The organism is Promicromonospora sp. NPDC060271 (genome assembly GCF_042726755.1).
GTDB lineage: Bacteria > Actinomycetota > Actinomycetes > Actinomycetales > Cellulomonadaceae > Promicromonospora.
Map to the genome: position 1 here is coordinate 1 of NZ_JBHXBG010000174.1, position 11,131 is coordinate 11,131.

At 73.1% G+C, this 11,131-nt stretch carries 10 protein-coding genes; 5 read left to right on the forward strand and 5 right to left on the reverse strand.

Translation table 11 applies throughout. The features are described 5' to 3' along the window. Nucleotides 1–102: 102 nt before the first annotated feature. Nucleotides 103–480, reverse strand: coding sequence for a VOC family protein (locus ACFWE2_RS21190; RefSeq protein ID WP_377226191.1), 378 nt, complete (start codon nucleotides 478–480; stop codon nucleotides 103–105). Nucleotides 481–573: 93 nt separating this feature from the next. On the opposite strand from ACFWE2_RS21190, the gene ACFWE2_RS21195 reads away from it, so the two are divergent. Both ACFWE2_RS21195 and ACFWE2_RS21200 read left to right on the forward strand, forming a co-directional pair. Continuing rightward, nucleotides 574–1,305, forward strand: coding sequence for a TetR/AcrR family transcriptional regulator (locus ACFWE2_RS21195; RefSeq protein WP_377226192.1), 732 nt, complete (start codon nucleotides 574–576; stop codon nucleotides 1,303–1,305). Between the two features lie 59 nt (nucleotides 1,306–1,364). Continuing rightward, nucleotides 1,365–1,952 (forward strand): TlpA family protein disulfide reductase, encoded by a 588-nt coding sequence (locus ACFWE2_RS21200; protein WP_377226193.1) that lies wholly within the window; start codon nucleotides 1,365–1,367, stop codon nucleotides 1,950–1,952. A gap of 60 nt (nucleotides 1,953–2,012) precedes the next feature. On the opposite strand, the gene ACFWE2_RS21205 is transcribed toward ACFWE2_RS21200, so the two are convergent. The 4 genes from ACFWE2_RS21205 to ACFWE2_RS21220 all read right to left on the reverse strand — a co-directional run bounded on the left by ACFWE2_RS21205 (nucleotide 2,013) and on the right by ACFWE2_RS21220 (nucleotide 4,409). Beyond that, the gene (locus ACFWE2_RS21205) at nucleotides 2,013–2,600 is read right to left on the reverse strand and encodes a 1-acyl-sn-glycerol-3-phosphate acyltransferase (RefSeq protein WP_377226194.1); all 588 of its coding nucleotides are present in this window, start codon (nucleotides 2,598–2,600) and stop codon (nucleotides 2,013–2,015) included. Nucleotides 2,601–2,719: 119 nt separating this feature from the next. Beyond that, entirely contained in the window at nucleotides 2,720–3,100 is a 381-nt protein-coding gene (locus ACFWE2_RS21210) for a DUF1232 domain-containing protein (RefSeq protein WP_377226195.1), read from the reverse strand. Between the two features lie 108 nt (nucleotides 3,101–3,208). Further along, nucleotides 3,209–3,892 (reverse strand): YdcF family protein, encoded by a 684-nt coding sequence (locus ACFWE2_RS21215; RefSeq protein ID WP_377226196.1) that lies wholly within the window; start codon nucleotides 3,890–3,892, stop codon nucleotides 3,209–3,211. Between the two features lie 190 nt (nucleotides 3,893–4,082). Then, nucleotides 4,083–4,409 carry a helix-turn-helix domain-containing protein gene (locus ACFWE2_RS21220; protein ID WP_377226197.1) on the reverse strand — a complete coding sequence of 109 codons (327 nt, stop codon included), beginning with the start codon at nucleotides 4,407–4,409 and terminating at the stop codon, nucleotides 4,083–4,085. A 163-nt stretch (nucleotides 4,410–4,572) separates the two neighbouring features. On the opposite strand from ACFWE2_RS21220, the gene ACFWE2_RS21225 reads away from it, so the two are divergent. The 3 genes from ACFWE2_RS21225 to ACFWE2_RS21235 are packed head-to-tail and all read left to right on the forward strand — an operon-like array spanning nucleotide 4,573 to nucleotide 11,113. Beyond that, nucleotides 4,573–6,090: a DUF3375 domain-containing protein gene (locus ACFWE2_RS21225; RefSeq protein WP_377226198.1), complete on the forward strand. Its 1,518-nt coding sequence runs from the start codon at nucleotides 4,573–4,575 to the stop codon at nucleotides 6,088–6,090. Continuing rightward, on the forward strand, nucleotides 6,087–6,809 hold the full coding sequence (locus ACFWE2_RS21230) for a DUF4194 domain-containing protein (protein WP_377226199.1): 723 nt from the start codon (nucleotides 6,087–6,089) through the stop codon (nucleotides 6,807–6,809). The genes ACFWE2_RS21225 and ACFWE2_RS21230 overlap by 4 nt, the downstream gene beginning before the upstream one ends. Then, nucleotides 6,806–11,113 (forward strand): ATP-binding protein, encoded by a 4,308-nt coding sequence (locus ACFWE2_RS21235; RefSeq protein ID WP_377226200.1) that lies wholly within the window; start codon nucleotides 6,806–6,808, stop codon nucleotides 11,111–11,113. The genes ACFWE2_RS21230 and ACFWE2_RS21235 overlap by 4 nt, the downstream gene beginning before the upstream one ends. The last annotated feature ends 18 nt before the right edge of the window (nucleotides 11,114–11,131 follow it).

Genomic DNA, 11,131 nt, shown 5'->3' on the forward strand with positions numbered 1-11,131 from the left:
GTTGCTGCCAGTCCCCGGGTCAGACTGGCAGCAACTGCATGGTCAACTCCTGAGCGAGCCCGTCACGCCCAGTGGACGAGGGTCAGTTCCAGGGCCGGCCCGTCACGCCCAGTGGACGAGCTGCCACACGAGCCCGTTGGGGTCGGCGAACTGGCAGTAGCGCTCGCCCCACGGCTCGGTCTCCGGCGGCGTGACGACCTCGGCCCCGGCTGCGGAGATGCGGGCGAACTCCGTGTCGACGTCTTCCACGACGAACGCGACGAGCAGGCCCTGACCGGCCGGCCCGGCGATGCGTTCGGGCTTGAAGGTCTCCAGGCCGACCCGCAGGAACACGATGTTGACACCCGCGGTGGGGTGCGTGAGCGCCACGAACCCGTCGGCGGACATCGTCTCGGTGAATCCGAAGTGCTGCTTCGCGAACTCTGCCGAAGCGGCGACGTCGGGCACGTTGAGGGACAGGGCGGTCTCGGTGATCTTCAAGCTGGCTCCTCGCGTCGAAATTAACTCTGTACGGCGTACAACGTAGGATGATTGCAGAATGTTCCCGGCCTGTCACACCGATTCTGGAGACACATGCCCCGCGAGCTGATCGACCTGCTCTGGCGCGATCATCCGGCCGCCCCGCGGGGCGGCACGCGCGGCCCGCGATCGCGCGTCACGACGGGTGCGGTCGTCGACGCGGCCTGCGCGCTGGCGGACGCCGAGGGCCTCGCCGCCGTCACGGTCCGGCGCCTCGGCGAAGCCCTGGGCATCTCGACCATGTCGGTGTACACGCACGTGAACGAGCGTGACGACCTGCTCGTCCTGATGGCGGACGCCGCCCACGCGCGCATGCCGCTGCCGGCTTACGGCAGCGCCGGCTGGCGTACCCGCGTGCGCCGGGTCGCCGACGCGAACCTTGCCCTCCACGACGAGCACCCCTGGCTGCTGGAGATCGACGACGAACGCACGGTGTTCGGTCCGGGCACCATCGCCAAGTACGACCACGAGCTGCACGCCCTCGACGCCTTCCCCCTGGACGACGTCACCCGCGACGCGGCGCTCACCTTCGTGCTCGACTTCGTGCGGGCCGCCGCACGCGCTCGCCGACGCGACCCGCGGGCCGACGAGATGCCGCAGATCTGGGCGCGGTGGGCCGGCCGGCTCGCGGACTACCTGGGGGACGACTACCCGCTGGCCCAGCGGGTGGGCGGCGCCGCGGGCGAGGAGATGAACGCGGCCTCCAGTCCCGCGCACGCCTGGGAGTTCGGCATGGCGCGCGTACTGGACGCACTGGCTCGGATGGCCGACGAGCCGAGCGCGTAAGGAGCCGGTAACCAGGCCGTAAGGGTTGTTCGCCGCAGGGCGCGCCTAGCGTCGGGCGCATGAGAACACTTCGTCGCGGCACCTTCGCCGCCATAGCCCTGACCTGCGCCTTTACCCTCGCCGCATGCGCCTCGGCCGAAGAGCCGGGCGGGAGCGGCGCCCCCGAGGACACGATGTCGGAGAGCCCCATGGACGACATGTCGGAGTCGCCCATGGACGAGATGTCGGAGTCCCCGATGGACGACGAGATGTCCGACGACGAGATGATGACCGACGCCCTCGACTTCACCGCCACCACCGCGAGCGGCGACACCTTCGAGGGCACCGACCTCGCGGGGAGCGCCGCCGTCATCCTCTTCTGGTCCGAGACGTGCGACACCTGCGAGGAGACCGCCGCGGCCCTCGCCGACGTCGAAGGCGTCGAGCTGCTCTCCGTCGCCGGCACGGACAGCGATCCGATGGACGACCCGCTGGCCGACGTCGGCGGCGTCGTCCAGCTCGAGGACGGCATGGGCGACCTCGCCGCGCACTTCGGGGTGATGGCCGACGGCGACGTCGTGCTGATCGACGATCAGGGCGAGGTCACCCACCACGGCCCGCTGGACCCGATGGACCTCCCGGACGAGGTCACGTCACTCACCATGTAAGCCCGTTGAGTGCTGGGTATTTGTCGACATACCGGACGCGAATCGACAAATATCCAGCACTCAGCTGGGTTCGTCCTCCGAGCGGAGGCGGGGTTCCGTGCGGTTGGTTGGGTTGACGCCCGACTTGTCCTTGTAGAACTCGCGGATGACGTCCATGTCGGCGCGGACGTCGCCGGTGAGCTGGATGCTCGGTCCGAGCCCTGCGACCTTCGCCACGCTGTCGACGTAACCGAGCGTCACCGGAAAACCGGACTTGAGCGCGATCCGGTAGAACCCGGACTTCCAGTAGCCCGAGCCGGTGCCGCGCGTGCCCTCGGGCGTCACGACCAGGTGGAACTCCTCACCCCGTTCGACGGCCGCGAGAATCTCCCCGACGATGCTCGCCGGGTCCTTCCGGTCGACGGGGATGCCGCCGAGGGACCGCATCACACCGGCCATGGGGCCCTTGAACCAGGAGTCCTTGATGAGGAACCGGATCTTGAGGTCCATGTCGAACGCGATGGCCAACATCAGGAAGAAGTCCGTGTTGGACGTGTGCGGCGCGCCGATGAACACCGTGGGCCGGGTCGGGGCGGGTTCCGAGCGCATCCGGTAGCCGGTGACGGCCCAGATCAGTCGTGCGACAGCCCGGCGGATGGTGCGTGACATCGTCGTCCTCGAGTCAAGGGTGGATCGGGTGAAACCTCAGGCAAAAACCGCAGAATCCCAATTCTGACAGATCCCGCGAACGCCCGGCGACGCGCCCGACCCACCCGTTCCCGGCGGTGTCAGCGCTTGGGCCTGCGGCCCGGCGTCACGTCCTCGGCGGTACCAGGGATCGTCTTGTCCGTCGCGTAGCTGCCCGGTGTCGTGCTGCCCGACGGCGCGGCGCCCGGCGTCGTGCCGCCCTGCCTGGGGGTGCCCGAGGCGGTGCCCCCGGGGGCACCCGGCTTCGGCCGGTGCTGCCGGAACCGCTGCACCGCCTTGAACAGGGTCACGCCGGCGATGACGATCGCTATCGCATCGTCGCCCAGGCCGAGCGGGCCGAGGAAGCCCTCCGACAGGAGGTCTATCGGGCTGGCCACGTACCCGGCGCCCGCGATGAACGTCAGGATCTCCTGCCAGGTGAACTTCCTGGGATCCTTGCCGCGCTTCTTCTCGTCGCCCATGCCCGGAACGTAACGGAGAACCGGGCGACTCGCCAGGGATGTCCGAGTCGCCCGGTTCGTGATGTCTACCTCAGCCGGCCGTCCGACTCGGCTGAACGTTGGACACGGTCACACGTCGATCGGGCGCCGGTCCTCGACGAGCCGCGACGTGTACCCAGCGGCCACGAGGCGGTCGAAGGCGACCACCACGTCGTCCGGCACGTCCTCCTCGCGGGAGATGAAGCCGAGCTCCGCGTACAGCGTGAGGCGCTGCGTCTCGCCGACCAGCATGTCGACCACCCGGTCGGCGTCGCCGTTGGTCCGCAGGTACGCGTCGAGCGACATCGGCCGGGACACGCACCGCACGTCGACGTCGGGCCACACGACCCGGCACGTCGCGAACGCGCGCCGCCGCTGGTACGGGTGGGAGACGAGCAGCACGGACGACGGCTCGATCCCGTGCTCGGCGAGCAGCTTGCGGCTCAGCTCGAGGTTCTCGCTCGTGTTGGTCGCGGCCGGCTCGACGAGCACGGCGGTGCCAGGCACACCGCGGGCGATGGCGTGGTCGCGGTAGCCGAACGCCTCGCCCTCCGGGAAGGCGTCGATGGTGGTGGGGGCGTTGGCGCCGGTGAAGACGATCTGCCGGAACAGCCCGGCGAGGTAGAGGTCGGCCGTGTAGTCGGCCACGCCGAGGTCGTGACCGCCCAGCCCGATGCAGACGTCGACCGGTCGCGGCTCGTGCTGCAGGTCGTGGAACGCCCACAGCGTCTCTACGTCGTCCCGCACCTCGGCGGGGATCATGACGTTCGGCATATGACGACCATATTGCTCCGAGGAATGACCGGCACAACCTGAGTGTGGGTACGCGCCGGGATTCCGCTGTCATGGTGCGCTATTTCACGACCAGCAAGAACGCGCGGGCCACGCCCGCCACCGCAGTTCTCGCGCCCCCCGCGCAGACACCCCATAAGGACACAAGGTAACGGACAACGGCGAACCTGCTCTAGCGGTCGGGATCGTCCTCGCCCTCGTTCCTTCCCTCGGCGGTCGTGGCCCCGACGACGTGGTCCTCGAGCTTGCCCGAGAACAGGTCGTAGTACTGCAGGTGCAGGTGGTAGCCGGCGCCGAGCGCGATGCGCCGGATCATGCCGAGCGTCGGCTCCACCTGACCGGACTCGATCCGGCTGATCGTCGACGTGGGTACGCCCGCCAGCACTGCCAGCGAACTCATGCTGAGCCCTCGCTCGGCACGGATCCTGACAACGATCTGGGCTGCAGTGGTGAGCAAGACGCCCCCTCCCGTCGACGCTCGGCCATCGAAACGTGCCATGACGCACGACAGGGCCTCCCGGAAAGTGAAGATCTTTTTTCCGGCAAGCCCTGTGCGACTGACTCTATACGTCTATGGCCGTCGCGGCTCATCGACAGGGCAGGTGTCGCGGATTCAGCCGGGGGTGCCGCTCCGACACGTTGGCCTACTACTCTCAGCCCCCATGGGCACAGCGAGCACACCGGACGACGCGGCGGTGTCCCGGCAGTCCGCCGGGCACGGCTCAGGTCGGCGCGGCCAGGCGGCGCGTGGCGTGCGCGCCCTCCTGCAGGAGCATCCCGCGTGGGTGCTGCTGCGCTCGAGGAACGCCGCGGCCGCCGTCGTCCTGCTCGATCGCAACCTCGGCGCCTCCCGCCGCAGGCTGCCCGTGGAGCAGCTCGCGACACGGATCGACGACGACCTGCCCGAGCTGCGCCGCGCGGGTTTCGAGCTGCCCTACTCCGGCTACTTCTACGTCTCCGAGTGGATCGACGAGGGAGTGCTGGTGCGGCGGCGGGCCGCCCAGGTGGCCGGCGAGCCGGGCACCGAGACCGTCGAGCTGTCCGACGGCGCGCTGCTCGCCGTCCGCTTCGTCTCCCGGCTGAGCAGGCCGCACCCGGCGGTGACGCCCTCGAGGCTCGGCACGATCCTCGACGGGCTGCACGCGCTCGCCTCCGAGGCAGACCCCGATCCCGAGGCACGGCTCGCGTCCCTGCTGGAGCAGCGCGCCGCCCTGGACGCCAGGATCGAGCAGGCCCGCCGGGGCGACTCCGCCGCGCTGTCCCAGGAGTCCGCCGCGGAGCGCGCCCGCGAGATCCTCGCGCTCGCCGGCGACATCCCCGCCGACCTGGCCAGGGTCCGCACCGACCTCGAGCGCACGGACCGCGAGCTGCGGCGCCGTCTCCTGGAGTCCGACGGCTCGCGCGACACGTTCCTCGACGACATCTACCGCGGTGTGGACCACCTCGCCGAGTCGGAGGCGGGGCGCGGCCTGGTCGCGTTCCGCGACCTCCTGCGGCAGGCGGAGCACACGGCGCAGGACGACGTCGGCCGGGTGCTCGACACCGTCCACCTGGCGCCGGCCGAGGCGTCCGCCCTGCGCCGCCTCCTGCCCACGCTGCAGGACGCCGCCGACGAGCTCACCGACACGATGGCCGGCCTGCGCCGCGCGCTGCAGCGCATGGTCCGGTCCGGCGAGCTGCCTGCCGAGCGTGCCCTGCGCCGTCTGCTCGGCCAGGCGCAGGATGCGGCCCTCGCCGCGGCCCCTGACGTCGCGCTCGGTACCGAGATGCGCCTCAGGCTGCCGCTGGGCACCGTCGCGCCCCGCTCGGTGGGCGGCCTGCTGCCGCACAACCCGGGCGGGGAGGACGCGGAGGCGCCGCCCGCCGCGCCGGCTCCCCCGCCACGGATCGTGTCGCTCACGGCGCTGCGGGCGATGGCGCGCGACTCCGAGATCGACGTGGACGAGCTGCGTGGGCACGTCAACGAGCGGGTCGCGGCAGTTGGCCGTGCCACCGTCGCGTCCGTGCTCGCCGCGCACCCGGCCACCCAGGGCGCCGCGAGCGTCGTCGGCCTGCTGACGCTCGCCGAGCAGAACGGCGTGCCCACCGGCAAGCAGGAAGACGTGAACTGGCGGTCCTCGCGCGGTGTCGTGCGACGGGCCGTACTACCCCAGCACCAGTTCGAGGAGCATGTCCCGTGACCGAACCCACCGTGGCAGGAACCGGCCAGGCGACGCCAGGCACCACAGACCTCAGCAGCGCCCGGCCAGGCAGGCCGGCCGGCAGCGGCGCGCCGTCGGGCACCGGGAGCGGACCCGGCCCGGAGACCGGGAGCGACGCCGGTACAGGCGCCCACCTCTGGCCCGGTGACCACGGCACGCTGCCGGCCCCCGCCCGGCTCGCGCTGGCCCGCCTCGTCCGCGGCCCCTACCTGGCCGCCGAGTCCGACCCGGACACCTGGCGTGCGCTCCTGTCGCACGAGGACATGGTCCGTGAACGCCTCTCGGACCAGTACCTCGACCTGGTGGTCGACGCCGACGCGCAGGTCGCGTTCGTGCGCGACGTGCCGGCGGCGGACGCACCCCAGGTCGTGCGCGAGCTGACCCTCACCTTCCTCGACACGGCGCTCCTGCTGCACCTGCGTGCCCTGCTGCTGGACTCGCCGGACGGCCGGGTCGCGGTCAGCCGCGACGAGGCGGCCGACCACCTCGGCCAGTATCGGCGGCGCGGCGGAGGCTCACCCATGGACTTCACGCGGCAGCTCGACGCGACGTGGGCCCGGCTGACCGAGTCGGGCATGCTGGAGCCGCTCAGCGGGGACCGGTGCGTGGTCTCGCCGGTGCTGCGGACCGTGTTCGGCGCGGACCAGGTAGCGGCGCTGAGCGCCGAGTACGCACGCCTCGCGAAGGAGAGCGCATGAGCCGCACGCCCCACCCCGGACAGTGGCGCCTCGCGCGCGTCGAGCTGGTCAACTGGGGCACGTTCTCGGGGCACCACGTGGTGCCGGTCCCCCGCGAGGGGTTCCTGCTCACCGGCCACTCGGGCTCCGGCAAGTCGTCGCTGGTCGACGCCGTCGCGGCGGTCCTGACCCCGCCGGAGCACCTGCGGTTCAACGTGGCAGCCGCCGGCACGGGCGCGACCGAGCGCGAGGCGGGCGACCGCGACATCGTCTCGTACGTGCGCGGCGCCTGGCGGCACCGCACCGACGAGAGCACGGGCGAGGTGGTCGCCGACCACCTGCGTTCGGGCGCCACGTGGTCGGGCATCCTGCTGCACTACTCGAACGGCACCGACTCGCCGGACTCCACCGTGACGCTGGTGCGCCTGTTCCACCTGACGCGCGGGTCCTCGGCCCCGTCCATGCTGCACGTCGTGGTGCCGGACGACGTGGGCCTGCTGGAGTTCGAGCGGTACGTCCGGTCCGGGCCCGACGTCGCCGGTGTGACCGGCGCGTGGCCCACGGCGACGGTGAGCGAGCGGCACGGCCCGTTCGCCGCCGCGTTCACGCAGGCCCTCGGGATCGGCTCGGAGCAGGCGCTGGTGCTGCTGCACCGCACCCAGTCGGCGAAGAACCTGGGCAGCCTCGACGACCTGTTCCGCGGGCACATGCTCGACGAGCCGAGCACGTATCTGCTGGCGGCGCAGGCCGTCGAGCAGTTCGCGGACGTGGCACGGGCCTACGCCGACATCGAGACGTCGCGCCGCCAGATCGAGCACCTGAGCCGGCTCGCGACCCTGACGAAGTCGTACGACGAGGGCTCGGCAGCCGGAGTGCGCGCCGCGACCCTGCGCGGGTCGCTGGAGACCTTCAAGGACGCGTGGAAGCTCGACCTGGCGCACGGCGCGCTGGCGGAGGCGCGGGCCGCCGAGGACCGGGCGCAGCACCACCGCCAGGCGGCGGACACCGAGGTCGACGTCGCGGCGAACATCCACCAGCAGGCCGTCAACGTGCTCGGCGCCCGGGGCGGCCAGGCGCTCGCCACACAGGCCGACCGCCTCCAGCGGGCCGGCGAGATCGCCGCCCTGGTCCGTACCCGGCGCGGCGAGCTCTCCACCGACCTGCAGTCGGTGGGCATGAACATGCCGGAGACGTTCGCGGAGTTCGCGGCACTCAAGGAGAAGGCCAGGTGGGAGCTCGGCGGCACGCGGCCGCCGGCCACCGGCGCCGTACCGACGCTGACGGGCGCCCTGCCCGCGGTCGCGCCCGCCCACTCGCCCGCCCATGCGACGGGGCAGGTGCCCGCCGTCACGGGCCCGGTCCCGTCGGCCGCCGGGGCCGCGACGGGTGCGCTGCCCGCCGTCACCACCGGCGCCGTCACCACCGGCGCCGTCGCGACGGTCGGGCGGGTGCGTGCGCCCGAGGCCCTCGACGCGAAGATCCGGGAGGCGCTCGCGGCGCGCTCCGCCGTCGGGCTGCGGCACGAGGCCGTCGCCACGCGGATCCAGGCGGTACGGCAGACCCAGACGAACGTCCCGGCGGAGCTCGCCGCTGCCCGCCGGGCCGTGGCCGAGGCCGCGGGGCTCGAGATCTCCGCGCTCCCGTTCGCTGCCGAGCTGCTGCGCGTCCGGGAGGAGGACGCCGACTGGCGCCCCGTGATCGAGGCGGTGCTGCGGCCGCTGGCCGACGTCGTGCTCGTGGCCCCCGCGCACCGCGCGGCGGTCGCGAGCGCCGTCGGGACCGGGCCGGGCCTGCGCTACCGGGTGGTCGGAGTGCGCAACGACGCGCCCCGCTCGACGGACGCCGCCTCGCTGGTGCACAAGGTCGAGGTGAAAGACGGCCCGATGTCGGGCTGGCTGCACCGGCGCCTGTCGGAGCAGTACGACTACCTGTGCGTGGACGACCCGTCCGGGCTGGACCGGCACGAGCGCGCGGTGACCCGCGACGGCCTGATCAAGCACGGGCCCGAGGAGATCGAGCAGCCGCTGCTGCCCGGCGTCGAGGACTGGGCGCTCGGCTGGGACGCCGACGACCGCCTCGACCAGCTCCTCGAGCTCGCCCGGGCGACCCAGGCACGCCTCGCGGAGGCCGACGCCGCCGTGGCCGACGCCGTCGCCGAGCAGCGTGAGGCCGTACGCCGTCAGCTCACGCTGCGGCACGTGGCTCGCCGCGAGTGGCGCGAGGTGGACATCGAGACCGCCGAGGCCGACCTGACCGACGCGCAGGCGTCGTTCGACCGGCTGCTTGACGGCACGATGGACCTGCTGCAGGCGTCGCAGGACGTCGCGGCGGCCGAGACCCGCCTGGACCAGGCCCGCGCGGCCGCCGCCGAGGCCGCCGACACGCTCGCCGAGGCGCGCGCGCACCGGCGCTCCCTCGAACGTGTGGTCGCGGAGCTCGGTGACGCGCCGACCAACGCCATCCCGCTCGCGCACCGCGAGGAGCTGGAGAAGCGGTACGCCGCCGTCCGCAAGACGGTGACGCACGAGGTGATCGACGACGTCTCGCTCACCGTGTCCCGCACGCTCGACGCGGAGCGGGAGGCCGGGCTGCGCACGTCGGGCGCGGCCGAGCGGGAGATCGTCGGGCTGCTCGCCGAGTTCCGCCGCCGCTGGCCCGCCATCACGCGCGACCTCACGGCGCAGGTCGGCGACCGGTCGCGGTACCTCGAGGTGCTGGAGCGCATCCGCACCTCGCGGCTCCCGGAGCAGGAGGCCCGGTTCTCCGATCTCCTGACCGACCAGGCGCGGCGTGCGCTGCGCAAGCTCGCCGCCGAGATCAGGCAGGCGCCCGCGGCGATCCGGGAGCGGATAGTCGGCGTCAACACGTCCCTGCGCCGCTCCCCCTTCGACACCGACCGGTATCTGGAGATCCGCGTCAAGGAGCGCAGACCCGCTGCCGTCGAGGAGTTCCTCGCCACTCTCGACGCCCTCACGAGCGACACCGAGCCGGAGTACGAGGTGCTGGAGCGCCTGGTGCGCCGCCTCGGGTCGAGCGACCCGGCCGACCGCGCGTGGCGTGCCCTGTGCCTCGACACCCGGCGGCACGTGCACTTCACGGGCGTCGAGGTCACGGCGGGCGGTATCGCGCTCGCCGTGCACGACTCCTCCGCCGGCCTCTCCGGCGGCCAGCGGCAGAAGCTCGTCGTCTTCTGCCTCGCCGCCGCCCTGCGCTACCAGCTCGCCGGGACGTCGGACTCGGCGACGCCCGCCTTCGGCTCGATCCTCCTGGACGAGGCCTTCGACAAGGCAGACACCGCGTTCACCCGCACCGCCATGGACACGTTCGCGGCGTTCGGGTTCCACATGATCCTGGCCACGCCGCTCAAGCTGCTCCAGACCCTGGAGGACTACGTGGGCGGCATCGGGCTGGCGACCTGCAAGGAGATGCGGGAGTCGCGCGTGGACGTGGTCATGCTGGAGTCCCCGCTGCCCGACGTCGAGCCGGTCGCCTCGCCGACCCGGGGCGGTGCGGCAGGCTCCGCGCCGGCCAGGACGACGCCCGCACAGGCCGATCCCGCGCGGGCGACCGAGGGGCCGACGACGGCCCCTGCTCCCGCGCCAACGGTCGGCAGCGCGCCTTCGGTGGGCAGCGCGCCTTCGGTGGGCACGGCGCCGACGCCGGCTGTCGCTCCGGCGGGTGGGTCGACGGCGGGTGGCGCACCGGCGACCGTCCCGTCGGCGACTGTCCCGTCGGCGTCCGTCCCCTCGGCGGCCGTCCCCTCGGCGGCCGTCCCGTCGGTCGTCCCGTCGGCCGTCCCGTCGGCGCCGACGCCTGCCGTCGCTCCGCAGAGCGCCGCGTCGCCGGCAGGCCCCGCACCGGCAGGCCCGGCACCGGCCGGCCCGTCCCAGGCCGGCCCGCCGCAGGCCGGTCCGCCGCCCGCCGCTCCGCACCAGGTCGCGCCGGCGCCAGCGGGTCCGCCGCAGGACGGTGTGGTGCACCCCGCTGCCCCCGCGCCCCGCACCCCGGCTTCGACCGCCGACTCCGGAACGCCCACGCCGCCGCGCGGAGTCCCCGCAGTGCCTCCGCCGCCCGCTCCCGTTGTCGGGTCGGAGTCGGGGTCGGGGTCGGGCCCCGGGTCGGTGTCGGAACCGACGTCGGCCGCCGACCCGGCCCCCGGCTCAGGTCCGGCGTCGGACTCGGACTCGGCCTCCGGCCCGAACCCGGCGTCGGACACCGGCGAGGGCGGCGGACCGGAGCCGGACTGGTCGGTGACCGTCACCCCTGAGGACCGGGACGGCACGTCGCCGGTGGTGCGGATGACCTCGCGCCGCCCGTCCCTGTAGGTCCCGAGGCCCGCACCG

Excerpts from the sequence above, each read along its gene's own strand:
- ACFWE2_RS21220 (WP_377226197.1), bottom strand. The coding sequence starts at position 4,409 with ATGGCACGTTTCGATGGCCGAGCGTCGACGGGAGGGGGCGTCTTGCTC.
- ACFWE2_RS21200 (WP_377226193.1), top strand. The coding sequence starts at position 1,365 with ATGAGAACACTTCGTCGCGGCACCTTCGCCGCCATAGCCCTGACCTGC.
- ACFWE2_RS21235 (WP_377226200.1), top strand. The coding sequence starts at position 6,806 with ATGAGCCGCACGCCCCACCCCGGACAGTGGCGCCTCGCGCGCGTCGAG.
- ACFWE2_RS21225 (WP_377226198.1), top strand. The coding sequence starts at position 4,573 with ATGGGCACAGCGAGCACACCGGACGACGCGGCGGTGTCCCGGCAGTCC.
- ACFWE2_RS21210 (WP_377226195.1), bottom strand. The coding sequence starts at position 3,100 with ATGGGCGACGAGAAGAAGCGCGGCAAGGATCCCAGGAAGTTCACCTGG.
- ACFWE2_RS21215 (WP_377226196.1), bottom strand. The coding sequence starts at position 3,892 with ATGCCGAACGTCATGATCCCCGCCGAGGTGCGGGACGACGTAGAGACG.
- ACFWE2_RS21205 (WP_377226194.1), bottom strand. The coding sequence starts at position 2,600 with ATGTCACGCACCATCCGCCGGGCTGTCGCACGACTGATCTGGGCCGTC.
- ACFWE2_RS21195 (WP_377226192.1), top strand. The coding sequence starts at position 574 with ATGCCCCGCGAGCTGATCGACCTGCTCTGGCGCGATCATCCGGCCGCC.